This window comes from Microbulbifer sp. MKSA007 (genome assembly GCA_032615215.1).
Taxonomy (GTDB): Bacteria; Pseudomonadota; Gammaproteobacteria; order Pseudomonadales; family Cellvibrionaceae; genus Microbulbifer.
The window spans coordinates 281480-307101 of the sequence record CP128433.1; the positions used below are offsets into that span (position 1 = coordinate 281480).

A 25622-nucleotide genomic window follows, 5' to 3' on the forward strand; every position below is an offset into this window, starting at 1 on the left:
GCGTCTAATTCTTTTGCTGTATACCTTAGCCTTCCCGAAATCATCTAGCTTAAGCAAATCATCGATCAATAAGTTTGAAAAAAGGTGTATAGCTGTCTACTTTAAGTGGTACAGCCTTTATCAGACTTGATTATATTCAAATTAATTTACTTATTGAATTTACATTTAATTCTGCTGCTTTGGGATAATTGAGAGAATTATAAAGAGAGTTTGTATGCCTAACAGTAAAGTTGGGGTGGTGATACCAACATACAATGAAAAAAATAATATTGTTAATACGTTGAACTCTATTGTTCATAATAATACGACTGATGTAAAAATTTACTTATCTGACGATAATTCCTCAGATACCACGGTTGGGTTGGCCGCTGATTTTCTTCAGAAAAATAGAATCCCATATAAAATTATTTTAAACGATGGAAACAATGGGGCAGGCTACTGTAGGAATAGTGCTCTCGATGAAATAGCTGAACCGCTGACTTTATTTTTTGATGCCGATGATCTAATCCTCCCAAATATGTTGGATCGAGCTGTTTCAATGGCTACAAAAGTTAACAGTGATGTATTGTTGATGGCCTATCAGTGTAGATTTCCGGGAAGCACTATTAATCTCGGTATGGCAGGTGATGACAATTTCATTTTCTATAGGGCGATTAGAACCTTTGGTAACAGGACTTTTTCCACTTTTGATCATGATAGCATTCTATGTTTAACACCCTTCCCTTGGAATAGATTGATTAAAACCAGTTATGCAAAAAGGGTTTCCCTTAGATTTTCACAAACGCCTGTACATAATGATGTGTTAGCACATTGGAATTTGCTTACAAATGCTAAAGATATTGCATTATTTGAATCCCCTTTTTGTACTCATAATGTAGATTCCACAGGAAATAGGCTGTCAAATATTTCAGATGCACGGCGTATATCTGTATTACAGGTTTTTGATGAGATTGAAGACTTCTTTAATAAGAATATTAATCTTAGAGATAGATTTTACCACTTGTATGTCAAAAGCAAGTTAGCATTGTTTAACTGGTGCTGGCGTAATCTTGACGAAGAGTATAGGGGGAGCTTTAAATCTCAGTTTACAAGATCTTTTCTATCATTGAGTAATGCGGATTTGAGAATGCTCTTTGACAAAGATCCAGATATTGCTAATTCTGTATTAGATTACCGAACTTCAGTGGTATACGCATGATTTCGATTGTCGTTATTTCAAAGTCTAGCGGTGTCTATCTCAATACCTGTCTACAGAGTATTATTCGACAGCAGTACAAGGGCATAGAGATACTTGTTCTTCATTTTTGCGAAAATGATGAGCGAAGCCGGATTAATAACTTTACAGGTTCAATGCCCAGAATTCGAAGTATTCATATTCCGAGTACTTCACAGATTGATGACCAGCTAATTTTTGAATTTGGAGTAAAAAATACTTTAGGAGAGTATGTTGGATTTATCGATGAGGGAGATTGTTGGTACCCTACATTGATTCCTAAATTACAGGATATAGTCAATAGTGAGAATCCTGATGTAGTATTTTTTAGCCATAATAAACCCCTACAAAAATTCTCAGAATCCATTGATGATAAATCCAGGTTTGTTTTAAAAATAAATTCTATAAATGTCAGGAGGTTTTATCGCAGGGACTTTGTTTGTGGAAATAAACTATTCGAATTTATTTTGGGTTCCTGCGTTAATGGTCACTCTCTACATTGGATAACAACCGTCAAGGCTAAATCAATATTAGTTTTACCAGATATTGGGTCGTATAGTTTAGTCAACATAGATGAAAAGAAAAGTGATCTAATGGTTCAGCGATTGGTGAATCAATACCACTATGTATTTGACTACTTAACAAAAAATGCTAGAGATGCGGATTATAAGAATGATCTTCTGGGATGTTGGTTGCTGTATTTGATAGAATTACGACCGCTTTATGGTGATAAAAAAGTAATTTCTCTATTAACCAAATCAAAATTAGTCGAAAAATATACAAAAAGAGAATTTAATGAAGCTTTGGGCAATCTGAAGTTGGACAGAGATAAGCAGAGTTTGGTGAAAGAGTGGTATTCTGACTGCAATAAGATGGATAAATATTTAAATCTATTTTATAGGTTGCTACCATCAAAGCTATCTAGCTATATACGGAAAAATGGTTTTAGATACTCCATGAGCAGAGGGTTTCAAAATACTTATTATCGACTGCCTGACTGGGTAAAGCCACTGATAAAATTAACCAGGAAACGAGCCAGGAGAAGAGTTTCCAATGATGAATTGCTAGAGAGATTAGAATATCTAATAAAACAGAGCCGGTTTGAGCAGTATATGTCGATAATCAATGAGGATTTTGAGAGCAAGCTATCGAATCAAATCACCGAGATCAAGAAGGAGTTGATGGAGCTTAAAAAGAAGTTCATTAAAGATCTTTTTAGATGCTCCATAAAACAATCCAAAGTCTCAATGTTTAATCTGATTTTTCTGAGTTCCAGCCACCTCCATACCCTTCAGAAGATATAATCTATCCATCCCATAGAGTGGATATATTTTATTAACATTCCACCACACATAAGAACTACCATTCCCCGTAAATAACCAGGATTAATTTTAAATAGAAAATGAGATCCCAGCCAGGCACCTATAACTTGTCCAATCATCATTAAGATTCCCGCAACCCATAAAATTTGACCGGCAAATAAGAATACGATTAAAGATGCGATATTAGTGGAAAAATTGAGAGGTTTTGCATTGGCCGTGGAGGTTAGTAAATCCTGTCCTCTACAGGCAACGCCTGATAAGGCAAAAAATGATCCAGTTCCGGGGCCAAACATACCATCATAGTAACCAATAAATGGGATTACGCCATATTGGTATTTCTTTCTTGAGACCTTGGGTTTAGTACTACTATGAGTAAGGGATGGAGAAACTATAAAATAAATAGCGATAAATAAAAGAACAGCAGGGATAATAAATGACAAAACATCAGTATTAATGAACTGTACTGCTATTGTGCCCATGGCTGCGCCAATAAAGGCAAATAGCATTAGATTTTTAATTCCATCCCAACTGATCTTGTTGTTTTTAAGCATCATGTAGGTAGCAGTTGCAGTACCAATACTGCCTTGTAATTTATTGGTGCCCAAGGCAGCTAGTGGCGGGACGCCACTAAGAATAAGGGCCGGTACAGTTATCAGGCCGCCCCCACCTGCTAGTGTATCAAGTAGGCCCGCAATAACAGCGACGAAAAACAATATAAACAATAACTCTACAGAGAGGCTAGCGAACTCCAAGAAGGTATCTCCTTTCGCTTGGTATTATGGTAGATAGTGAATAGTACCAAAAATAATTTTTTAGTCGGTTTGCACCGGAATTCCAAAATTAATAAATCGATTTTTTTCCATGCCACCACATTAGGAAATTCTCTCCCACTGAATATTGGGGCAGGGAGTGGCGGCTTCTTTTAATCCCCTGTTCCTGTTCCATCTCGGTTACTTTTAACTTGGCGGCTTCAAACCATGCCTCAGGATTATTCACTCCCTGATTGAGGGCTTCACCGTAAAGCGCGGAACTAAACCAGGTGCGCTCGGAATCATCGCTACATCCAAAGGAGCTGCGATCCGCAGCGGCCGAAGTAAAGATGACCCGATTGGGGCTATGTAGGGCTTCTACCCATTGACCGGAAAAGCAGGCTGAAACAACGATCCACTGGTACTGGGCGTTAATATTGTCCAGCAATCGTTGCCCATCTTTCAGTGAGAAATCATTTAGGGGAATCTCCCCCTCGGCAATTTTGAAATCTCCATTTCGAGCACCATGGCTGACCAGGTGTATGAGAAGTAAATCTTCTTTGGGGTCCATTAACTGATCAATTGCATTAAGGCTTTCCTGGATACTGGTGCGGGTAGCCAGGGGAAACCGTATCCGCCGCCGTTACTGAGGCGTAGCATACGTTGGTCAATGCTAAAGGCTTCATCGAGGCGCTCTGCCACCCAGTCCAGCTCCCTGGCAAATACTGGAGAGGTACCGTCACCACCTATCAGTAGGGTGTAAGTATCGCGTACGCCAGGTCTCTGTGAGGGGAGGGCTTCTATAGCATTATGTAAGCGCTCACTCTCACTGTAGAGCCTGGCTTCTGCTTGGGCACCGGGAATATCCGTCTGTGCGCGCCAGGCGTCTTCGCTGGGGTAATAAGTGCCATCGGAGAAATAACCAGGCTCTTCAATTTTGTTACCTTCAGCATCGGCAATAATTCGCATACCTTCACCTTCTGCTTCTCCATAGCGGAAAGTAGCACGGATAATCGTACCGTCGGGCTGTGTGAGTTCACCTTCGCCGGAATAGGAGCCGTATTCGAAATTGCCGGTATAACGATGACCATCGCTATCCGAATAGCTACCTTGTATTAAAAAACCGTTTTCAAAGCTGCCCTGATAAAAGCTGCCATCTTCTGCAGTGAGTTTGCCTTCACCGTGGGGATCAAAGTCTAAAAATTCACCATGATAGCTCCCATCTTCATCCCAATTTAAAGTACCGCTTTGCAGCTCCCCTTCATGGAATTCTCCCGCCCATTCGGTTTCATCACAGTTATAGCGGCCTTTGCCATGGAATTCTCCGTTTAGGAACTCCCCTTCATAGCTACAGCCATCACTTCCAGTTAACTCACCTTCACCTGTCATGCGACCTTCTCGAAAGTCGCCACGATAATGGCTGCCATTGGGCCATTCGAGCTGACCCTGCCCATGAAACAGACCGTTAAGCATCTCGCCTTTGTAAACAGAGCCATCTGGCAAGGCGGTACCACCTGCGAACTGGGTTGGCTCACAGGCGCTGAGTAAGAAAATAAACGGAGTCAAATAGGTGTATCTCATTCCATGATCCAGCGTCCGGCTTTTGGAATCAGACTAACAAAAAAAGATGCCAGAGGGCCTCTATGTTTTATTCAACTGGTCGAATTTAAGACCGTATTTATCTAAAAGTTGGCGTACCCGGTGTGAGTCGTTGTTGGATTTTTTTGAGGTGCGGCTCACTTGAAATAATTTGCGTCCGGCCTCTGCCATCGAATTGGAATCTGCACAAACCTGAATTAGCCCAGCTAGTTTGATTTGCTCGTAGTAATCCATCTGCTCGATGTGGTCACGCCCCAGCAGTGTTTCGATACGGGCAAGGGGTAGCGATGAATCTGTGAGTGGGTTTTGCCATTTAATTCGCAACCTATGGATTTCCTCTTCCACTACCTGAGTCGTGATACGCCCACCGTCGGCGAGGGTACCCATACGCAGGATACTGGCGTTAAGGTCGCGAAAGTTCGCAGACCAGCTGGCCTCGCGGGAGCGCCCAAAACTCAGGTACTTTTCCCGTGCTGCTCTATTAAAGCTGACAAGATGCCCGGATTTCCTGGAGAAAGCCTCCAGCTCAAAATCTATATTGGGTTCCAGGTCTTCAATACGCTCTCGTAGAGAAGGAAGTCGGTAGGTCCACAGATCGATACGGGCGAGCAGGTCCGCACGAAATTTACCTTCTTGGCAGAGCTGTACCAGATCCCGGTTGGTACCGGTGATCAGCTGGAAGTGACTGCTTACTTCCTTATCAGAGCCGAAAGGCATAAAGCGTTTATGCTCAATCGCACGCAATAACATGGCCTGCTCGTCCAGTCCCAACTCACCGATTTCATCGAGAAACAGCAGGCCCTTATCTGCTTCCATTAGCAAGCCTGGACGGTGGGTGGTGGCACCGGTATAGGCGCCTTTACGATGGCCGAACAGGGCGGACATGGCATTTTCGCCGCGCAGGGTGGCGCAGTTAACGGCTACCAGGCCACCTTCCAGCTTGCCCCGCTGCTTGCGTAGTTCAAAGACACGCTGGGCCAGCTGGGATTTACCTGCCCCTGTGGGACCGGTAATTAGTATGGGGGCGTCGGAGCGAATCGATACCTGCTCCAGCTGCTCGATCATCTGGTTAAAAGCGAGATTGTTGGTCTCGATTCCCCCTTCAGATAGGTGGTGCCCTCCTGGTGTTCCCTCTGGAAGCGCGAGGCAATCTGGTCGTATTTGGACAGGTCCAAATCGATGATTTGGTATTCGCCCGGCAAGCTACTGTTCTTTCGCGCCGGGGAAGTTTGCAGCAGACGCCCGGGGAAATACCCCGCCTCTGTTAACAGGTACAAGCAGATCTGAGCTACATGGGTACCGGTGGTGATATGCACCAGGTACTGCTCGTCATCCGGCTTGAAGCTATAGGCGCGGGCGAAATCCAGCAGATTGCTATACACGCTCTCGAAATCCCAAGGGTCATTGAAGTTCACCCGGTGGTGGACCACTTCGGTCTCTGGAGAGACCCGCGCAATATCTTCTGTGACCTGGTCAGCCAGGCTTCTCGAGTGGTTGTCGAAAAGGAGCTCCAGCCTATCGATCAATAGGTCATCGTGCTGGCACATGGAAATGTTTGGGCGCCACTTATCCCAGCGCTTGTCGCCTTTGCCGCGCCGGTCCTTACTGGTACCGAGAATACTGATAGCGATTGTCTTCATGCTATCTAAAATATGATTTAACTATCAAAAAAGATAGATATTTATGAATCCCTTGTCTCAAGAAATCTACTAAAAAACCCTGAGATAGAAAATAAATCGTTAAAAAACAATAAGTTACAAGTATTTTTCAGCTGTTTGCAAAAGTTGGCACCCAATTCGCTATATCAATAACTAAATGAAACACATGAATACCAAGCGCGGTTTCAAAAGGAGTGGAAGATGAAACCAATGCCATATGAAGTAATGCAGGCAGGTGGGGTACCGATTAAGTCCTGGACCCTGGGTGTGCCTTTTGAAGATGAAGCCAAAGCGCAGCTCAAAAATATCTCGCAGATGCCATTCGTCCATAAATGGGTCGCGGCGATGCCTGATGTACATCTGGGCAAAGGCGCCACTATTGGCAGTGTGGTCCCAACTCTGGGGGCAGTAATTCCCGCTGCCGTAGGGGTGGATATTGGCTGCGGCATGATGGCGGTTCGCACCAGCCTGACGGCGGCGCAACTGCCGGACAACCTGGCTGGAGTGCGCAGCGCCATCGAACGCACCGTGCCCCACGGCCGCACTGGCCGGCACCGGGGGAGAGGGCGGGACAAGGGGGCCTGGGAGAATCCACCGGACGATGCACTTGCCGGTTGGGCGCCTCTAGCCGCCCAGTTTGAACTGCTCAAAGAGAGGCATCCGGTATTAAAAAATACTAATAATATCAATCACTTGGGAACACTTGGTACAGGCAATCACTTTATCGAGATGTGCCTGGATGAACAGGGTAGCGTGTGGTTGATGTTGCATAGTGGCTCTCGGGGAGTGGGAAATCGAATAGGTACTTACTTTATTGAGAAAGCCAAGCGGGATATGGAGCGCTGGCATATCCACTTACCGGACAGTGACCTGGCCTATTTCCCGGAAGGTACAGAGCACTTTGATGACTATGTGCAGGCGGTGGAGTGGGCGCAGGAGTTTGCCCGTATCAATCGCGAAGTAATGATGGTGCGAACTATTAGCGCGGTGAAGCAGGCCCTGGGGATGGATTTTGAGGCACGGATGGAAGCGGTGAATTGTCACCACAATTACGTTTCCCGTGAGCATCATTATGGCAAAGATGTGTTGGTGACCCGGAAAGGCGCTGTAAGAGCGCGTGCCGGCGAAATGGGTATTATTCCCGGTAGTATGGGGGCCAAGTCATTTATTGTGCGGGGGCTGGGTAACGAAGAAAGCTTCTGTAGCTGTAGCCATGGGGCCGGACGAGTGATGTCCCGTACCAAGGCCAAAAAGCTGGTCTCCCTGGAAGAGCATCGCGCGGCCACCGCCGATGTGGAGTGCCGAAAAGACGAGGGTGTGATCGATGAAACCCCATCGGCCTACAAACCTATCGAAAAGGTTATGGCAGCACAGAAAGACCTGGTGGAAATCGTCTACACCCTCAAGCAAGTGGTTTGCGTCAAAGGCTGACGCGTTTTAGGCCAGGGATCGGCCGAACTAAAGCAATTGCCAAGCATGCAGGTTGCCGGGCGAATTTGCCGGGTTGCCGCAACCGAGTTTGAGGCCTTTAGCCCGTCAACGGAGCCGGTTCTGAATCCCGGCCCGGCACCACCGCCTATGGCGGCAGGTGTACCCACGGGGTAGAAGTTCAAACGCCTACTTTGTAGCTCATTTGGTAGAGCAGTCGATAACTTATCGATTTGTAGCAGGTTCGATTCCTGCCAAAGTCCCATCGTTATCCAAACGACCTGGAAAGAGGCGAGAGCCTGGGGTTCGACTCCCCATTAAAAATCTACCTGGGGCCCGATAGCCTCTCGATACGGTAAATAGGATTTAGCGATTTACTGCGGAGGCATTCTGGCAACTGTGTCGTTAATCGTGGGTCTGCCCTGTGCGATCCAGCGGCAAGATTTATGATTGTGTCTCCTGGCCAAGGATTTTGGCTGCAGGCTCAGGGGAGCTAAGTTGAGAAAATCGTAATTCCTCTGCCGCTGGGCTCCACTCGGCACAAACGGTTTACCACCTGTCGCTGGACGGGCCCCACCCATTGCGGTAGCGCAGTATGGAAACGGAATAAAAGATAAGAACCATGATATCTCTGTTCAAAATATGGAAGAACGTGGATGTTGCGGATAGCGAGCGAGTGTTGCTATTTCGCCGCAACCGTTTTGAAGGGGTGCTGCCACCTGGCAGCCATCGTATATCCCTATTGTCCGGTGATGTACGGGCAGAAACTTATGATATTACCGATGTGGTATTCGGTGAAATCAAAGCCAAATTTTTGTTAAACACCTATGGTGAGGTCCTTGGTGAATACCTGCAATCCTATGAATTGTCAGACCATCAGGTGGGATTGTTTTACCGGGATAATCACCTGGTCGATATTTTGCCACCGGGTACTTTTCGTGCTGTGTGGAAGGGCGGTGAATCCGTGCGGGTGGAAATCCTGGACATCTCTGAGGAATACGCCATCGATAAAAAAGTCCTGGGCTTACTGGGGCGAGGTGTACGTGCTGGACAAATGCGCACCGCCCTTCAGGCGGTAAGCTACAACGAGATTCCCGATGAGCACGTGGGCCTGTTAATGGTCAACGGTAAGTTGGAAAAGGTGTTACAGCCCGGCTGTTATGGCTACTGGAAATACAACCGCTCTATCGAGGTCAAGGTACTGGACTTGCGGTTGAAAACCATCGAAGTCAGCGGCCAGGAAATCCTGACCAAGGATCGGGTCAGCCTGCGTATCAACTTGACTGGTGCTTACAAAATTGCCGATGCAAAAAAAGTAGCGCTAAAGCTCAGCGATAGTACAGGTTTTATTTATCGCGAATTGCAGCTGCACTTGCGCGAGGCAGTGGGTACTCAAACCCTGGATAGCCTTCTGGCTGATAAGGACAGGTTGAATATTGTGATTGCGACTGGCATCCGCGACAAGCTGGCGAAATATGGTATCGAGCTTACCAGTGTCGGGGTTAAGGATATTATTTTGCCCGGCGATATGAAGATGATCCTTAATCAGGTTGTAGAAGCGCAGAAGGAATCTGAGGCAAATCTGATTAAGCGCAGAGAAGAAACCCAAGCAATGAGATCTCTGCACAATACCGCCAAGCTGATGGATAACAACCCGGTATTGTTGCGCTTGAAAGAACTGGAAGCTTTGGAACGGGTCAGTACCCGCATCGATAAAATTTCCGTATATGGCGGTCTCGATGGGGTGATGAATGAGTTGGTGAAGTTACGTCCTACGGCTTAAAGGCGCCATTCACCAAAAAAGATGTAAATTTTAAGGAATTAAACAGTGATTGAGATAGACGGCGCCCAGGGGGAGGGCGGCGGACAGATTTTGCGGACTTCCCTCACCTTGTCTGTTTGTTTAGGGGTACCGGTTCGAATTAAGAATATTCGAGCAGGTCGTAAAAAACCCGGTTTGTTGCGTCAGCACCTAGCCTGCTTGCGAGCAGCCAAAGCAATTAGCCATGCCGAAGTCAGCGGCGAACAATTGGGTGCTTCGAAAATTACTTTTGCACCGGGAAAAGTGCGTCCCGGTAAATACCACTTTCCTATTGGCTCGGCCGGAAGTACCAGTTTGGTGTTTCAAACCGTGTTGCTACCGCTGTTATTGTCCGATGGTGTCAGTGAGCTGTGTCTTGAAGGCGGCACTCACAATAAAAAGGCTCCTAGCTTTGATTTTATAGCCCAGGCATATTTACCCCTGTTGGCTCGTATGGGCGCTGGTGTGGAGGTGGCTCTGGATGATTATGGTTTCTATCCTGCCGGGGGTGGTTCATGGCGCACACGTATCCAGCCGCTATCGCAGTGGTCAAAACTGGAGCTGACAGAACGGGGTGAACTTCTGAATGCTGAAGCTGTGGCGACCTCGGCCCATATTCCTGCTCATGTGGCCCAGCGGGAGCTGGCGCAGGTACGAAAGAAGTGCGAATGGCGATCGGAGCGTCTGCATCAAAGGCAGGTGAAGTCCCAAGGGCCTGGCAATGTACTCTCCCTGCGTCTGCAGTCCCAGCAAGTGACTGAGGTGTTTGAGGCTATGGGGCAGCAGGGTGTTAGCGCTGAGCGCGTTGCCGATCGCGCGATTCGGCAGATGCAGCGCTATATACACGCTGGCGTACCTGTGGGCGAACATCTGGCCGACCAATTGATACTCCCATTGGTGCTGGGTGCCGGTGGAAGCTTCACTACCCTGAAGCCGAGCCTCCACCTCTTGACCAATATCGAAGTTGTGCGTCAGATAACAGGAGTGGCTATCGATTTGCACCAAGTGGGAGAGGGCCAGTGGCGAGTAGTGGTTGAGAACTGCTAAGAGAAAAGAAAGCCCGATGTTAGGTACAAGGGGCTGGGTTGCCCCAGCCCTGAGATATTGCCAAAGCCGTCGAAAAATTGTTTAAAAACAATAGGTTAGAGTTTTAGTGTTCTCTGTAGATGCAGCGGTAAACCGGAAGGCGATTAAAAGCCCTGTTTTCACACCTTTTGTTCCCCGCACCTGCGGGGTCCTCCTATCTCACTAATAGTTATTTGGTTTGCCAGTCCCATCTTTGAGGTAATCCTGAAGGCTTCCTGGCAAATAGTAATCCCATCCGCTTTTGCACATCTTCCAGCATTTCATCTCCGGTGAGAGACCGATATGGGTAAAGGTGAGGCGGGTACCACCGGGTTCGTTAGCAAATTCAAAGCGAAGAGTACTGCCTTGCCATTCTTGGGGATCATCAACCTGCTCAGAAACCATATTAGACTCTATACACTCAAGTTCGATTAACTTCTGCGGTACCAAAGCTTTGGCGCGAAACACCCAGTAGGACTCGCCACCAAATCCGGTCTTGGCGGTATCGCCCACCGCCAGGAAAGGGCCGCTAGTTGGCGTCCACCATTGGGACATCTTTTCAGCAACTGCCCGGTAAGCTTCTTCCTGAGTGACTGGGCTTAAGAAAGAGGTGGTGTAGTCAGGCATGATTGTATTTCCCTTTTGGTTATTATTGCTGGAGCTAATTTGAATATAACTTTTAGCAGCTGGCACTAATTTCACAAGTTTTTAAAGCCCATTAATTTGTCCGATAAATATGAAAACTTTTACGGTTTTTTTTGTTAGTAGCCGCCATCTTTGATTTATTTAACTTCGCTTAATCAATGTTATTTTCCAAAACAATTTTTTATTCAGAAACCTCTAGGAAATCTTTCTAAAAGCGAGGCATCAATCTGATATACATCAATAAATCGCTGGGTACTCCGCCTGCATAATGCACTCGCACTGGGATAACTGCTGTGATCGGGAATGGTTTCGATCATATTTGTGCAGTTGCCTTCCACCCAAAATATTTTTGCAAAGGAACGGCGAATGAAACAACAGAAATTGTCCACCGTAATCGCGGCCATCATCCTTGGGATTTCCAGCTACCAGACTATCGCAGCAGAGAATGAAAGCGCCACACTCACTGATGCACTGACTTCAGGAGAGGTGGGAGTGAATCTTCGTTACCGGGTAGAAAACGTTGACCAGGACAATATGGACGATGTTGCTATCGCCTCGACCCTGAGAACCCGCCTGAATTGGACCAGTGGCAACTACCGTGGTTTTGATGCGTTTTTTGAAGTGGATGACATTAGTGAAATTGGCAACGACAATTACAATTCCACAGTGAATGGCAATACCGAGCACCCCGTCGTTGTCGACCCCCAGGGCACTGAGGTTAATCAAGCCTATTTAAAGTACAGTGGTTTTAACTCCATGGTGGTTGCCGGTCGACAGAGAATTAACCTGGACGATCAGCGCTTTATCGGTGGCGTGGGTTGGCGTCAGAATGAACAGACATATGACGGCCTGCGTTACCAATTTGGCGGGGAAGGGGAGTTACAGCTGGATTACAGCTATATCTACAATGTAAACCGTATTTTTGGTGAAGACAGTGACTTATCGGACCTGGATGGGGATATTCAACTGTTTCATGCCAGCTATCCATTGGTAGAAGCGCATAAGTTAACTGCCTTCTTCTACAACTTGGATCTGGATAACGCTGAGAGCTTCTCATCCCGTACTTTCGGTGCCGCTTACCGGGGAGATTTTGGCCTGTTTGAAACTCAGCTGAGTTATGCCCGCCAGGAGGATATCGGCAATAATCCCAGTAATTTTGCAGCCGACTATTACCTTGCTGAAGTTGCCGCGCCATTAGGGCCGGTAAAAGGCAAATTGGGTTATGAAGTTCTGGGTTCTGACGACGGTGTGGGTTTTAGCACACCACTGGCTACACTACACAAATTCCAAGGCTACACAGATAAGTTCATTGAAACTCCAGCAGATGGTGTTGAAGATTTATATCTCGGTGCCAGCCTGGCGCTTGCCGGGGGAGATTTGGGGATTACTTACCACAGTTTTGAGGCCAATGAAGGTTCAGCAGATTACGGGACTGAGTGGAATATCAGTTACGGTCACGAGTTTAATGAATATTTCTCAGCGTTGGTAAAGTATGCCGCTTACGATGCAGATGAATATAGTGAGGATACCGATAAGCTCTGGTTGATGCTTACAGCAAAATTCTGATTTTTGTTAATTAACAATTTTCAAGTAGATATAAAAAAGCTGGGCTTGTACATAACGAAGCCCAGCTTTTTCTTGTCTCACCAGTAAACTCTGACTTATAGACGCGTCAGTAAATTTGTAATCTACTTATCCATTGTTAACAGGCCAGAAACCTCACCTTTGGGGTCCAGCTGGGTATGCAAGTTAACAAAGACCTTCCCATCCATTAGCGCCTTGCGATAGGGCTCCTCCACCATCCACTTGCCCATAATATATCCACTGGTGCCTTCAGCACATTTTTTTGCCAGGCCGTGCTTGCCCTTGTCAGTTTTAGTCTCGGGCCAGTCCGGGACCATACCCGGGTGATTGGGCATTCCGCAGATAGTCTGGATAATCGGGCCACTAGGTTTACCCGGCTTGCAAATAGGGGGCTCTTTGCCATCGCCTGTACATTGCATATGGAAGTGCGACATTGCCACCCCGCCCTTTGATAGATCGCTGTAGCCCACCATAAAGTGCAGCATATGTGACTGTTTGTCGTAGGCGCCAATAAAGAAGCCATCGGCATCTTTGGGGGTTTGCGGATTCACCTTCTTGCCGAGCATATTCTCATTAGCGGTGGTTAAGTCAGATTTAAAGATGGTGAACATCTTGTCATTGCCCGCTTTGGACCAGGCTTTCTCACCACCAGCCCCATGCTTGGCAGCTGATGGATCTTTCTCTTTTTTGTTATGGCTATCGGAAATCGTGAATGCAGAATAAGCCAGCAGAAATACTGCCAACATTAAGAAAGTGGCTCTGGGCAATGAACTCAGTTTCATAAACCTCTCCTCTCTATTAAATCGATATAGTCATTGCTTGATGGAATGGTTGGGTGCCAGGCCATCGAGGGGGCTGATATTCACCAATGTCATCGGTGTGAATCACGGGATAGGCTAGCGATAAGTACTTGTAGCATATGGGCTCGCTATTGGCCCTTGGGGGTCAATTTAAGAGTCAGTATTTTTGACGATAGCTACTTGGGTGTCGGAGAAGCTTCAGGATGGGAGAGCGCTTGGATAGGTAATAAGGTCGTTGAAGATAGTTACTACTAGGGTGGAAGGAAAGAATACACCGCACTCGAGACACGCAGTGAATACATCCCTGCAAGCTCCTAATCGGCATCCATGCCTCATAGGGTCCCGAGCGCGGTGTATTCTCTCCTTCTCCCTTTTTAGTAATAAAGATACTGGCGGATTTCGAATGATAGGGGCGGCACTAATGTGTTCGTTCCGAGTGACCTTTCATAAAGGTAGAGAGTTATCACCCCACGTCTTTCCACACCAATTCCCGCTCGCGGGCGTAGAGGGGAATAAAGTTGAAGCGCACTTCGGTGCCCCCTTCGTCGCGGCGGCGGATATTCAGATTGCCATTCAGGTTGCTGGCGCGCTCTTGCATGATCGACATACCGAAGTGATTGCGTTTCTCCGGCGCGTTGCTGATACCGATGCCGTTGTCGAGGATGCGTACATTGAGGGAGTGGTTGTCGGCTTGGGTCAGGCTGATCTGCACCATATCGCCCTGGGAGTGGTACACAGCATTTTGCGAGGCCTCGCGCACCAGTTGTAACAGGTGAATTTCCTCGTGGGGAGTTAGTGGTACTTCGTCCAGATGGTAGTCCAGCAGGACGTTAATCTGCGGGTGCTGCTCCCGGTAAGCGAGGATAGATTGCTCCAGGATACTGCGCAGGCCGCCGGGACCTATTTGCAGTCGGAAGGTGGTGAGCAGTTCGCGCAGCTGGCGGTAAGAGGAATCCAGGCCCTCTTTCAGCTCGGTAATAATCTCCTCTACCTTGGACTTGTCCACCTGCTCACTGCGATTGGCGCGGTTGAGTCGGGTAACCTGAATTTTCAGATAGGACAGGGATTGGGCCAGGGAATCGTGTAGCTCCCGGGCGATGATCGCGCGCTCGTCCAGTAGGGCAACACGGCGCTCCTGAGCCTCTCGCTCATTAATGGCGATGGCCGCAGTGACACTGTCGGCAAAGGTAGCCAAGCGTTGCTGCTGTTCTTCATCAAGGCTCTCACCTCGGGGTAGGGTGCAGGTGAGTACACCGTAATTGCGTTTGTCCACTTCCAGTGGGAATCGGTACACGCGCTGTTGGTCTTCATCAGAGGGGCCGCAGGTGTTTACGCAGATATGGCATTCACTGCCTGTGCACTGGGCATTACCGAGTCCTTGAACCAAATGTTCATAGGGCGCTTCCCCCTCCGGTGTCATCAGACATAGGTCGAGGTTATTCAAGCTGGCGACATTGGCGAACTCTCCCAGCCACTGGCCCAATTCCGCTCCCGAGAGTGGGCCTTCGCTGATCCGCCGAGCCAAGCGGTACTGGAAGTCCAATGCCTCATGGCTCTTCTGTAACTGTGAGGTTTTCAACTCCACGCGATGGGCAAGATCCCGGTGAGTCGCATGAATTTCATCGCTCATATAATTGATGGTGCGTGCTAAAACCCCCAGCTCGTCCTCGCTGTTAATCTCCAGGCGGTTTTGGTTGAAGTCTCCCTGGGCGATGCTCAGGGAGCGATTGGTCAGCTGCTTTAGAGGCTGCTCCACAGAGCGGTGCAATATGCACAGGGAGAGATACACCAGGGTTACAATGGCAAATAGTGACCCCACCTGCACCAAACGCAGCAGGCTTATTTTTTCCTCGGCGATGGTCTGATAATCAAACACCAGTGTGTCCACATCACTGATAAAGGGCTCCAGACGGTTGGCTAACTGCAAGGAGTCCATAGAAGTGCGCCCGGCGGCAATGGACTCCAGCAGTGGGCGGATTTCGCCCTCCCAGCTTTCGATTACCTTGCGGTAATTGCGGGCTGCGGGCAGGTTATCGCTGGCGGTGAAGTCGGAAATGCTGAGTACCCGGGTCAGGCGTGCGGTCACCTCGTCTGCCAACTCAGCTGTGGTTTCGACATCCCCGGAGGGTGCGGTGGCCGCAAGTCGGTAGCTCATAGCCCGCAATGATCCGGCGAGGTTAACGGCGGCGGCATCGTTTTCGGCGGCATCGGAGATAATATAGGACGCCACCATAGAGCTCAGTGCTACCAGCACAGTGAGCAGCATCAGGGTGCCGATGCGGTAGACGATGGACTGTCGAATTCGGTTCAGCATATCGGATTCACTTCGCCCTGGGGCGGTTGTGGATGGCTGATCTCTATTGTGCCGTCCATTGGCGCACAAAGTTGTGGGTACCACTAAAGATCGCCAGTTTTGCACATAATTTAACCTGACGCCTGTTTTTTGCACAGAGGCCCTGTTATTGCTGGGATAGGGCTCCACCATAGCGGCCCCCTGGCGTCGTTTCCCTACCCACTCGGGGGTAGTTCGTCGCTTTTCTACCCCTTTTTGGTCAGGTGATCCTGCCGTCCCTCCCTTTTATATTCCCGGTAAACCGATGCTTTAACCGCATGCCGATGCCCTGGGAGTACCGCATGAGCCATTTCCTGGACCGACTGAAATATCTGAAGAAACAAAAAGAGCCCTTTTCCGGAGGACACGGGGAAAAGACGAATGACGACCGCAGCTGGGAAGATGGCTACCGTCGTCGCTGGCAGTTCGACAAGATTGTGCGCTCCACCCACGGGGTGAACTGTACCGGCTCTTGCAGCTGGAAGATCTACGTCAAAGACGGCCTGGTCACATGGGAAACCCAGCAGACCGACTACCCGCGCACCCGCCCGGACCTGCCCAACCACGAGCCTCGCGGCTGCCCCCGTGGTGCCAGCTACTCCTGGTATATGTACTCAGCTAATCGCCTCAAGTACCCGAAAATCCGCAAACGTCTGGTAAAACTCTGGCGCGAAGCCAAGTTGAGACACAGTGATCCGGTGGAGGCCTGGGCCAGTATTGTCGAAGACCCGGCCAAGGCGCAGTCCTACAAAGAGCGCCGTGGTATGGGCGGCTTTGTGAGGATCAAGTGGGATGAAGTTAACGAGCTGATTGCCGCTTCCAACGTCTACACCACCAAGAAATACGGTCCCGACCGGGTGACCGGCTTCTCGCCGATTCCCGCCATGTCCATGGTCTCCTACGCTGCTGGTGCCCGTTATCTGTCTCTGATCGGCGGCAACTGCCTGAGTTTCTACGACTGGTACTGTGACCTTCCGCCCGCCTCACCGCAGGTTTGGGGTGAGCAAACCGACGTACCCGAGTCCGCCGACTGGTACAACTCCAACTACCTGATCGTATGGGGCTCCAATGTGCCTCAAACCCGTACCCCGGATGCGCATTTCCTCAGTGAAGTACGTTACAAGGGCGCCAAAACCTGTGTGGTCACACCTGACTACTCAGAGTGCTCCAAGTTTGGCGACACCTGGCTGGCACCGCGCCAGGGTACCGATGCGGCTCTGGCGATGGCCTTCGGCCATGTGATCCTGAAAGAATTCCACGTCGACAAGCCCAGCGCCTACTTCACCGAGTATGTGCGGACCACCACCGATATGCCGATGTTGGTGACCCTGGAAGAGCGCGACGGCAAACTGGTACAGGGCCGATTCCTGCGCGCCTCTGACCTGGCGGACAACCTCGGCCAGGATAACAACCCGGAATGGAAAACCATCGGTGTTAATCACGATGGCCAGCTGGTTTCCCCTCAGGGCTCCATGGGTTATCGCTGGGGAGAGCCCTCAGCGAAAGAAGGCCGTGGCAAGTGGAATATTGAGCAGCGCGATGGTCGCAGTGGCGAAGAGTTGGAGCTGAAGCTCAGCCTTAAAGACTGCGCCGATGAAATCGCCCAGGTCGCCTTCCCCTATTTCGGAGGCCAGACCCACGAGCACAATTACTTCCAGCACACCGAACACGATGAAGTAATCGACTACAAGGTGCCGGTGAAGCTTGTTCAAAACAAAGATGGCGAGATTCTAAAAGTAGCCAGCGTCTATGACCTGACCCTGGCGAACTACGGTGTTGAGCACGGTCTCGACGACCCCAACTGTGCTCAGAGCTACGACGAAGACAAGCCCTACACCCCCGCCTGGCAGGAAAAGGTGACCGGTTGTCGTCGTGAGAATGTCATCCAGGTAGCCCGTGAGTTTGCCAACACCGCCGACAAGACCCGTGGACGCTCCATGGTAATTCTGGGGGCGGGTCTCAACCACTGGTACCACATGGATATGAACTACCGCGGGATCATCAATATGCTGATGATGTGCGGTTGTATCGGCCAGAGTGGCGGTGGTTGGGCTCACTATGTGGGACAGGAAAAACTGCGTCCGCAGACCGGCTGGACCCCACTCGCCTTCGGTCTCGACTGGCAGCGTCCACCACGCCATATGAACGGTACCTCCTTCTTCTATAACCACGCCAGCCAATGGCGCTATGAGAAGCTGGAGATGGATGAAGTGGTTTCGCCGCTGGCCGACAAGAGCAAGTGGCAGGCTTCCATCATCGACTACAACAGCCGCGCCGAGCGCATGGGCTGGTTGCCCTCCGCGCCGCAGCTGGGGATCAACCCCCTGCAACTGACTAAAGATGCCGCCGCCGCCGGTATGTCTGCCAAAGACTACACGGTGCAGCAGCTCAAGCGCGGTGCGCTCAAATTCGCCAACCAGGACCCGGATAACCCGCAGAACTTCCCGCGCAATATGTTTATCTGGCGCTCCAACCTGTTCGGCTCCTCTGGTAAGGGCCACGAGTACATGCTGCGTCATCTGCTTGGTACCAAGCACGGTTTGATGGGCAAAGACCTGGGTGAAGAAGGCGGCAAAAAACCAGAAGACGTGGCCTGGCATGACGCCCCCAGCGAGGGCAAAGTGGATCTGCTGGTGACACTGGACTTCCGTATGTCTACCACCTGTCTTTACTCCGACATCGTATTGCCGACGGCCACCTGGTATGAGAAGGACGACCTCAACACCTCAGACATGCACCCCTTTATTCACCCGCTCACCAAGGCGGTGGACCCGGCCTGGGAGGCGCGAAGTGACTGGGAAATTTTCAAAGGCATAGCGAAGGAATTCTCCAACCTGACCGATGGCCACCTGGGGGTGGAAAAGGATCTGGTGACTCTGCCGATCCACCATGATACCCCCGGAGAAATCGCCCAGCCGTTTGGTGTACAGGCTTGGTGGAAAGGCGAGTGCGACCTGATCCCCGGCGTTACCGCGCCGAGCATGATTGAGGTGGAACGCGACTACCCCAACACCTACAACCGCTTTACCTCTATAGGCCCGCTGCTGGAGAAACTCGGCAACGGCGGTAAGGGCATCAGCTGGAACACTGACGAAGAGGTGGACTTCCTCAAGAAGCTAAACCGCACTTGGAAGGACGAAACTGCCCGCGATGGCCGAGCCCGTATCGACAGCGCGGTAGATGCTGCCGAAATGATCCTGTCACTGGCCCCTGAAACCAACGGCCAGGTAGCCGTGAAGGCCTGGGAAGCTCTCGGTGAGATTACCGGTCGCGATCACACCCATCTGGCCAAGCCCAAGGAAGACGAAAAAATTCGCTTCGCCGATATCGTGGCGCAGCCTCGCAAGATTATCTCCTCGCCCACCTGGTCTGGCCTGGAAGATGAGCATGTGAGCTACAACGCCGGCTACACCAATGTGCACGAGTTGATCCCCTGGCGCACCATCACCGGCCGCCAGCAGTTCTACCAGGATCACGAGTGGATGCGTGACTTCGGCGAGAACATGTGTGTGTACAAGCCGCCGATCAACCTGAAAACCGTGCAACCGGTGTTGAACCAGAAGCCCAACGGTAACAAGGAGATCCTGCTGAACTGGATCACCCCGCACCAAAAGTGGGGCATCCACAGCACCTACTCCGATAACCTGCTGATGCTCACCCTGTCCCGTGGTGGACCCATCGTTTGGATGAGTGAGTACGACGCCAAGTTGGCAGGTATTGAAGACAACGACTGGATCGAAATCTTCAACGTCAACGGCGCCATTGCTGCCCGCGCAGTGGTATCTCAACGAGTGCCCGACGGTATGGCCATGATGTATCACGCCCAGGAGCGCATCGTGAATACACCGGGAGCGGAAACTACCGGCACCCGGGGCGGTATCCACAACTCCGTAACCCGCGCGGTGATGAAACCCACCCATATGATCGGTGGCTACGCCCAGCAGTCCTACGGCTTCAACTACTACGGCACTGTGGGCTGTAACCGGGATGAATTTGTGGTGGTCAGGAAAATGAACAAGGTCGATTGGCTGGATGGTGAAGACGTCAAAGAGCCGACGCGAGAGGAGGTGTAGCAATGAAAGTTAGAGCCCAGATAGGCATGGTGCTGAACCTCGATAAATGTATCGGCTGTCACACCTGCTCGGTGACCTGTAAAAATGTGTGGACCTCCCGTGAGGGGGTTGAATACGCCTGGTTCAATAACGTCGAGACCAAACCCGGTGTTGGCTACCCCAAAGAGTGGGAGAACCAGGACAAATGGAACGGCGGCTGGACTCGCAAGAAGAACGGTAAATTGCAGCCGAAGATTGGTGGCAAGCACCGCGTACTAGCCAACCTGTTCGGCAACCCGGATATGCCGGAGATCGACGACTACTACGAGCCGTTCGACTTCGACTACCAGAACCTGCACAAGGCTCCGGAGCAGAAGCACCAACCGGTAGCCCGCCCGCGCTCGCTGATTACTGGCGAGCGCATGGAAAAAATCGAATGGGGCCCCAACTGGGAAGAGATTCTCGGCACCGAATTCGAGAAGCGTAAAAAGGACAAAAACTTCGAGCAGGTGCAGGCCGACATTTACGGTGAATTTGAAAATACCTTCATGATGTACCTGCCGCGCCTGTGCGAACACTGCCTCAACCCGGCCTGTGTTTCTGCGTGCCCCAGCGGTGCCATCTACAAGCGCGAAGAGGACGGCATTGTTCTGATCGATCAGGACAAATGTCGCGGCTGGCGCATGTGCGTATCCGCCTGCCCCTACAAGAAGATCTACTACAACTGGAAAACCGGTAAATCTGAGAAGTGTATCTTCTGTTACCCACGTATCGAGGCGGGTCAGCCAACCATCTGCTCCGAGACCTGTGTAGGCCGTATCCGCTACCTGGGCGTACTGCTCTATGACGCAGACCGCATTGAGGAAGCCGCTTCTGTAGAAGACGAAAAAGCGCTCTACCAGGCCCAGTGCGATATCTTCCTCGACCCCAGCGATCCCAAGGTCCAGGAAGCTGCCCGCGCTGAAGGTATCCCCGAAGCCTGGCTCGAAGCTGCGCAGAAATCTCCGGTGTACAAGATGGCCATCGACTGGCAGATCGCCCTGCCGCTGCACCCGGAATACCGCACCCTGCCCATGGTTTGGTATGTGCCACCCCTGTCTCCGATCCAGAACGCAGTGCAGGCCGGCCAAGTGGAAACCGTTACCGTGGGTCGCGGCGCCGAGATCCCCGATCTCTCCACCCTGCGTATCCCGCTGCAATACCTGGCCAACCTGCTCACCGCCGGCGACGAGAAGCCAGTGGCCCGTGCCCTGGAACGCATGATTGTGATGCGCGCCTATATGCGTGGCATCCATGTGGACGGCATTCAGGAGCGCGAATTGCTGGAAGAGGCTGGCCTGACCGTAGCCCAGGTAGAAGAGATGTATCGCTACATGGCACTGGCCAATTACGAGGATCGCTTCGTGGTGCCCTCAAGCCATAAGGCCTACGCCGAAAACGCCTACGACATGAAGTCCTCCTGTGGTTTCAGCTTCGGCAACGGCTGTAGCACCGGCAACGACAGCACCAATATTTTCGGTGGCAAGCAGCACGCAGTGCGCGAAGTAATACCCGCCAAAGTAGTCGACTAAGGTCGAGCGGAGAATACCGATGAAAGTACTAAACCTGATCGCCCGCCTGCTGGATTACCCGTCCGATGAGCTGGTGGCGCACCTGGATGAGCTGACCAGCTGGTTGGCTGAATCCGAGGATCTGGATGCTCCGTTGCGCGACAAGCTGCTGGCATTTATCTCCCATTACGAGCGTATGGATGCGCTCGATTGGCAGAGCGAATACGACGGTCTGTTCGAGCGCGGCCGCGCTGTATCCCTGCATATCTTCGAGCATATCCACGGCGAATCCCGTGATCGCGGGCAAGCCATGGTAGACCTGACCGCGCGCTATCGCAGCGCCGGCCTTGAGCTGAATGAGCGCGAACTGCCGGATTACCTGCCCACCTACTTAGAGTTCTGTGCCACCCAGGGGGAAGCAGCCTACGGCTGGGTTCACGATATTACCCATGTGATAGCCCTGTTGAGCGCGCGTCTGTCCAAGCGTGAGAGTCCCTATCACCTGCTGATGGATGCGCTCTTGCAGATGGCCGGGGTATATGTCGATCTGACAGCACTCAAGGAAGAAGTCGCCAACGAAGAACGTGACGATACCCCCGAGGCGCTGGACAAGATCTGGGAGGAAGAGGCCGTTAGCTTTAGCGGCGCCAACAATTGCGACCAGTCAATAACGCGGCCCAGCAATGCGCAGCTGCGCGACGGCCAGCCCCTTAACTGGGCCAACGCCGCGCAGAATTCTGCCCAGCCCGCACCACAGGAGTAACAAGATGAACTATCTGAATACGCTGCTCTTCGCCATCTATCCCTTTGTCGCCCTCACGGTATTTCTGGTGGGTAGCCTGATCCGCTACGACCGCGACCAGTACACTTGGCGCACCGGCTCCAGTCAGTTGTTGGAGCGCAAGCAATTGCGCATCGGCAGTTACCTGTTCCATATCGGGGTGATCGCCATTCTCGCGGGCCACTTTGTCGGCCTACTCACACCCAAAGCGGTGTGGCACTTCCTCGGCATTGAAGCTTCCACCAAGCAGATGATGGCAATGGGGATCGGTGGTTTCTTCGGGGTGATCTGTTTTATCGGTCTCACTATTCTGGTTAAGCGCCGCCTCACCAACAAGCGCGTACGCGCCACCACTTCCAAAATGGACTTGGCCATACTGCTGATGCTCTACGCGCAATTGATCCTCGGCCTGATCAGTATTGTGGTATCTGCCGGCCATATGGACGGTGCTGAAATGCTCAAACTGATGGCTTGGGCTCAGTCCATTGTCACGCTAGATGGTGCCGGTGCAGCTGCTGCAATCAGCGGAGTGAACATCATTTACAAGCTGCATATTTTCCTCGGCATGACCCTGTTCCTGCTGTTCCCCTTCAGCCGCCTGGTACACGTATGGAGTGTTCCAGTGCAGTACTTCCGCCGCAATTACCAGGTAGTTCGCGCCAAAGCCGCGCGTTAATCCCTGTAACTATTAAATGGCCCGCCATGAGCGGGCCCAGTGTGGAGTTGAGTCATGAATACATTACTGGCCACTGATGCTGCCGGCGGCGAATTTGAGATGGCCGAGGTAGTGGCCGTTAACGGAACTGAAATCCCCGCCGACCTGATCTACCAAGAGATGCAATACCAGCCTGCCGATTCTCCGCGTCAGGCGATTTACTGCGCCGCACGCGCTCTGGTTATCGGCTGGCTTTTACGAGATCGAGCCGCAGGGCAGGGGCTCTGCGCTGCCGACGAAGACTTGCACAGTGAGGCTTTCGATCGCGCAGTCTCAGATCTATTAAAAGGTGAGCTACAGGTGAACCCGGCAACCGACGCCGAGTGCCGCGCGTACTTCGAAGCCCACCCGTATAAGTTCCGCTCCGATCCCCTCGCAGAAGTACGCCATATCCTGATCCCGGCTGCACCGGATGACTCCGAGGCCTGCGCCAAGGCACGTACCGCAGCCGAGAATATGCTGGAACAGATTCGCGCCGACTCCAATCCGCTGCAATCTTTCGCTCGTTTAGCCCAATCCCACTCAGCCTGCTCCTCCTCCGAGGCCGGCGGTAGCCTCGGCCAGGTCGGGCGCGGTGACACCGTTGCCTCCTTCGAGCGCGCAGTGTTCGAGCAGGGCACCGGTTTGGTAGCGGAACCCGTGGAGACTCCCTACGGCGTGCACCTGATTTATGTGGAGCAATGCGAAGCGGGCCGCCCGCTGGAATACGAATATGTCTCGGAGCGCATCGAGGAATACCTGACCGAAAAACGCCGCCGCCAGATGACCAGCGATTACCTGCAACAAATGGTGCAGGCCGCGCAAATCTCCGGCCTCGATTTATCGGGGGAGGCTCACTGAGGTGGCAGAGATCCGCCAACTGTTCGCACGCAACCGCGCCTGGGCAGAGGATAGGACGGCGCAGGACCCGCAGTTTTTCCAACGCCTGAGCCGCCTACAGGTTCCCAAGTATTTATGGATCGGCTGCTCTGACTCCCGAGTGCCCGCCAACGAGATTGTGGGCATGGCACCGGGGGAGCTGTTCGTACACCGCAATATCGCCAACGTGGTAGTACACACAGACTTTAATTGCCTCTCGGTACTGCAATACGCCGTGGAAGTACTCAAGGTGGAACACGTGGTGGTGTGTGGCCACTATGGTTGCGGCGGAGTACAGGCCGCCATGGGCCACAGCGAATGTGGCCTGGTGGATAATTGGCTGCGCCATATCAAGGATGTCTACGCCCGCCACAGGCAAGAGCTGGAATCCCTCGATAAAGAATCACGCTCAGCGCGCCTTTGTGAATTGAATGTAATGGCACAGGTACAAAATCTGGCCATGACCAAGATAGTCCAACACGCCTGGGACCGAGGCCAACGCCTGAGCCTGCACGGCTGGATCTACGATATTCGCGACGGCCTGATTAGAGATCTGGGAATGCGGATGGACGACCGCGGCCAGGTGCCAGAGATTTATCATGTTTATGGTGAGGTGCAGGAGGAGGGGTGAGTTTATAACTGCTGAGACCATAAGTATAAATAGCGCAGTTGCATTTAAATATTTTTAGAAATGCAGCGTTTGATTCCACTTCGCTTCTGCTAAAGCCGACGGCTATCAGCATCAGCTGGGGCGGAGCGATACCGCCGTATCTTTCCAAACTGCAAAGAGGGTAACCATAAATACCGTTATCCTCAATCACAGGTTCGACTCATGCTTATCTCTATTTCTTCTAACTCCCAATACTGCACTGAGTGCAAGGCACAGCGATTAAATCCCTAATATGATAAATAAATAGCGGTTTATTACTGATATGGCCCTCAAATACCAGAATTACCCAAGCTGCGAAATAAAGCCAATGCACTCAAGATCGCGGGATACTGGCGTAATAAGAGCTAGAGATAGATTTTGGTGAGGAGATAATCCGTTAGCAAAAATTGAAGGCCAAACCCTAGAACGAGCTGAGTAACTTTTAGAAGTACAAAACCAAATTGATCATTTGAACATCAATTTGGATATGTGAGTTATACGCTAAAATCTCTCTTTCTCCTATTCTGCGCTTGCTGCTCCCCGTAGCACTCTGCTTTTCCTAAAACGCTACTTTCTATGCCACTTTATCGCCTGAAGTCTATCTGATTTTCGAACATCGATAGGAGACAAAATATTTATCTTAAAACCTTCGATTACTGAAAACTCAATATTTGAAAAATATTCAAATTTAGTAACAAGAAATTAAGGATAAGCAGACAAAGATAAAGAGTTTTGCGCCCCCAGATTGTGGCTTACTTATTATAAATAAATATATTCGCGAATAAATGAAAATCATTAAGTAATTTATAAATTCATAAAAT

20 protein-coding genes and 1 tRNA gene are annotated in these 25622 nt (G+C 50.6%); 13 read left to right on the forward strand and 8 right to left on the reverse strand.

Translation table 11 applies throughout. The features are described 5' to 3' along the window. Positions 1-214 precede the first annotated feature (214 nt). Positions 215-1198 (forward strand): glycosyltransferase family A protein, encoded by a 984-nt coding sequence (locus tag QT397_03935; GenBank protein ID WNZ56524.1) that lies wholly within the window; start codon positions 215-217, stop codon positions 1196-1198. After that, a complete protein-coding gene (locus tag QT397_03940) occupies positions 1195-2517 on the forward strand; it encodes a glycosyltransferase (GenBank protein WNZ56525.1) in 1323 nt (440 codons plus the stop codon). Before QT397_03935 ends, QT397_03940 begins: the two co-directional genes overlap by 4 nt. Here QT397_03940 and QT397_03945 read toward each other — a convergent pair. From QT397_03945 to QT397_03965, 5 genes are all read right to left on the reverse strand, one after another. Next, the gene (locus tag QT397_03945) at positions 2505-3287 is read right to left on the reverse strand and encodes a TSUP family transporter (GenBank protein WNZ56526.1); all 783 of its coding nucleotides are present in this window, start codon (positions 3285-3287) and stop codon (positions 2505-2507) included. The two genes, QT397_03940 and QT397_03945, sit on opposite strands and share 13 nt — an antisense overlap. Before the next feature lie 88 nt (positions 3288-3375). Next, positions 3376-3855 carry a C13 family peptidase gene (locus QT397_03950; protein ID WNZ56527.1) on the reverse strand — a complete coding sequence of 160 codons (480 nt, stop codon included), beginning with the start codon at positions 3853-3855 and terminating at the stop codon, positions 3376-3378. Next, the gene (locus QT397_03955; GenBank protein WNZ56528.1) at positions 3855-4865 is read right to left on the reverse strand and encodes a hypothetical protein; all 1011 of its coding nucleotides are present in this window, start codon (positions 4863-4865) and stop codon (positions 3855-3857) included. Before QT397_03955 ends, QT397_03950 begins: the two co-directional genes overlap by 1 nt. Positions 4866-4925: 60 nt before the next feature. Next, entirely contained in the window at positions 4926-5948 is a 1023-nt protein-coding gene (locus QT397_03960; GenBank protein WNZ56529.1) for a sigma 54-interacting transcriptional regulator, read from the reverse strand. Beyond that, the gene (locus tag QT397_03965; GenBank protein ID WNZ56530.1) at positions 5945-6523 is read right to left on the reverse strand and encodes an RNA repair transcriptional activator RtcR family protein; all 579 of its coding nucleotides are present in this window, start codon (positions 6521-6523) and stop codon (positions 5945-5947) included. The genes QT397_03960 and QT397_03965 overlap by 4 nt, the downstream gene beginning before the upstream one ends. Positions 6524-6742: 219 nt before the next feature. On the opposite strand from QT397_03965, the gene QT397_03970 reads away from it, so the two are divergent. The 4 genes from QT397_03970 to rtcA all read left to right on the forward strand — a co-directional run bounded on the left by QT397_03970 (position 6743) and on the right by rtcA (position 10817). Beyond that, positions 6743-7972 (forward strand): RtcB family protein, encoded by a 1230-nt coding sequence (locus QT397_03970; GenBank protein ID WNZ56531.1) that lies wholly within the window; start codon positions 6743-6745, stop codon positions 7970-7972. A 188-nt stretch (positions 7973-8160) separates the two neighbouring features. Continuing rightward, positions 8161-8232: transfer RNA gene (locus QT397_03975), tRNA-Ser, on the forward strand. Positions 8233-8591: 359 nt separating this feature from the next. Next, on the forward strand, positions 8592-9752 hold the full coding sequence (locus QT397_03980) for a slipin family protein (GenBank protein ID WNZ56532.1): 1161 nt from the start codon (positions 8592-8594) through the stop codon (positions 9750-9752). A gap of 45 nt (positions 9753-9797) precedes the next feature. Further along, a complete protein-coding gene (rtcA, locus tag QT397_03985; protein WNZ56533.1) occupies positions 9798-10817 on the forward strand; it encodes an RNA 3'-terminal phosphate cyclase in 1020 nt (339 codons plus the stop codon). Between the two features lie 201 nt (positions 10818-11018). Here rtcA and QT397_03990 read toward each other — a convergent pair whose 3' ends face one another. Beyond that, the gene (locus QT397_03990) at positions 11019-11462 is read right to left on the reverse strand and encodes an SRPBCC domain-containing protein (protein ID WNZ56534.1); all 444 of its coding nucleotides are present in this window, start codon (positions 11460-11462) and stop codon (positions 11019-11021) included. Positions 11463-11846: 384 nt separating this feature from the next. Here QT397_03990 and QT397_03995 point away from each other — a divergent pair, with 384 nt between their 5' ends. Continuing rightward, the gene (locus QT397_03995; GenBank protein WNZ56535.1) at positions 11847-13046 is read left to right on the forward strand and encodes an alginate export family protein; all 1200 of its coding nucleotides are present in this window, start codon (positions 11847-11849) and stop codon (positions 13044-13046) included. Between the two features lie 122 nt (positions 13047-13168). On the opposite strand, the gene QT397_04000 is transcribed toward QT397_03995, so the two are convergent. Together QT397_04000 and QT397_04005 are read right to left on the reverse strand one after the other, a co-directional pair. Next, entirely contained in the window at positions 13169-13846 is a 678-nt protein-coding gene (locus tag QT397_04000) for a CHRD domain-containing protein (protein WNZ56536.1), read from the reverse strand. 481 nt (positions 13847-14327) lie between these two features. Further along, a complete protein-coding gene (locus QT397_04005) occupies positions 14328-16178 on the reverse strand; it encodes a histidine kinase (GenBank protein ID WNZ56537.1) in 1851 nt (616 codons plus the stop codon). Positions 16179-16498: 320 nt separating this feature from the next. Between QT397_04005 and QT397_04010 the strand changes: the two genes are divergently transcribed. The 6 genes from QT397_04010 to can are packed head-to-tail and all read left to right on the forward strand — an operon-like array spanning position 16499 to position 24783. Further along, positions 16499-20269: a nitrate reductase subunit alpha gene (locus tag QT397_04010; GenBank protein ID WNZ56538.1), complete on the forward strand. Its 3771-nt coding sequence runs from the start codon at positions 16499-16501 to the stop codon at positions 20267-20269. A gap of 2 nt (positions 20270-20271) precedes the next feature. Then, a complete protein-coding gene (gene narH / locus QT397_04015) occupies positions 20272-21819 on the forward strand; it encodes a nitrate reductase subunit beta (GenBank protein ID WNZ56539.1) in 1548 nt (515 codons plus the stop codon). Between the two features lie 19 nt (positions 21820-21838). Further along, a complete protein-coding gene (gene narJ / locus QT397_04020; protein WNZ56540.1) occupies positions 21839-22561 on the forward strand; it encodes a nitrate reductase molybdenum cofactor assembly chaperone in 723 nt (240 codons plus the stop codon). A 4-nt stretch (positions 22562-22565) separates the two neighbouring features. Next, entirely contained in the window at positions 22566-23255 is a 690-nt protein-coding gene (gene narI / locus QT397_04025; protein WNZ56541.1) for a respiratory nitrate reductase subunit gamma, read from the forward strand. A 54-nt stretch (positions 23256-23309) separates the two neighbouring features. Continuing rightward, complete coding sequence (locus tag QT397_04030; protein WNZ56542.1) at positions 23310-24134, forward strand: peptidylprolyl isomerase; 825 nt, start codon at positions 23310-23312, stop codon at positions 24132-24134. Position 24135: 1 nt separating this feature from the next. Next, positions 24136-24783: a carbonate dehydratase gene (gene can / locus QT397_04035; protein WNZ56543.1), complete on the forward strand. Its 648-nt coding sequence runs from the start codon at positions 24136-24138 to the stop codon at positions 24781-24783. The last annotated feature ends 839 nt before the right edge of the window (positions 24784-25622 follow it).

What these genes read in the sequence shown, in the direction of transcription:
- QT397_04000 (WNZ56536.1), bottom strand. Translation starts at nt 13,846, where the DNA reads ATGAAACTGAGTTCATTGCCCAGAGCCACTTTCTTAATGTTGGCAGTA.
- QT397_03995 (WNZ56535.1), top strand. Translation starts at nt 11,847, where the DNA reads ATGAAACAACAGAAATTGTCCACCGTAATCGCGGCCATCATCCTTGGG.
- narI (WNZ56541.1), top strand. Translation starts at nt 22,566, where the DNA reads ATGAACTATCTGAATACGCTGCTCTTCGCCATCTATCCCTTTGTCGCC.
- QT397_04005 (WNZ56537.1), bottom strand. Translation starts at nt 16,178, where the DNA reads ATGCTGAACCGAATTCGACAGTCCATCGTCTACCGCATCGGCACCCTG.
- QT397_03970 (WNZ56531.1), top strand. Translation starts at nt 6,743, where the DNA reads ATGAAACCAATGCCATATGAAGTAATGCAGGCAGGTGGGGTACCGATT.
- QT397_04010 (WNZ56538.1), top strand. Translation starts at nt 16,499, where the DNA reads ATGAGCCATTTCCTGGACCGACTGAAATATCTGAAGAAACAAAAAGAG.
- narH (WNZ56539.1), top strand. Translation starts at nt 20,272, where the DNA reads ATGAAAGTTAGAGCCCAGATAGGCATGGTGCTGAACCTCGATAAATGT.
- QT397_03950 (WNZ56527.1), bottom strand. Translation starts at nt 3,855, where the DNA reads ATGGACCCCAAAGAAGATTTACTTCTCATACACCTGGTCAGCCATGGT.
- narJ (WNZ56540.1), top strand. Translation starts at nt 21,839, where the DNA reads ATGAAAGTACTAAACCTGATCGCCCGCCTGCTGGATTACCCGTCCGAT.
- QT397_03955 (WNZ56528.1), bottom strand. Translation starts at nt 4,865, where the DNA reads ATGAGATACACCTATTTGACTCCGTTTATTTTCTTACTCAGCGCCTGT.
- QT397_03965 (WNZ56530.1), bottom strand. Translation starts at nt 6,523, where the DNA reads ATGAAGACAATCGCTATCAGTATTCTCGGTACCAGTAAGGACCGGCGC.
- QT397_03940 (WNZ56525.1), top strand. Translation starts at nt 1,195, where the DNA reads ATGATTTCGATTGTCGTTATTTCAAAGTCTAGCGGTGTCTATCTCAAT.
- QT397_03990 (WNZ56534.1), bottom strand. Translation starts at nt 11,462, where the DNA reads ATGCCTGACTACACCACCTCTTTCTTAAGCCCAGTCACTCAGGAAGAA.
- QT397_04030 (WNZ56542.1), top strand. Translation starts at nt 23,310, where the DNA reads ATGAATACATTACTGGCCACTGATGCTGCCGGCGGCGAATTTGAGATG.
- QT397_03980 (WNZ56532.1), top strand. Translation starts at nt 8,592, where the DNA reads ATGATATCTCTGTTCAAAATATGGAAGAACGTGGATGTTGCGGATAGC.
- QT397_03935 (WNZ56524.1), top strand. Translation starts at nt 215, where the DNA reads ATGCCTAACAGTAAAGTTGGGGTGGTGATACCAACATACAATGAAAAA.
- QT397_03960 (WNZ56529.1), bottom strand. Translation starts at nt 5,948, where the DNA reads ATGATCGAGCAGCTGGAGCAGGTATCGATTCGCTCCGACGCCCCCATA.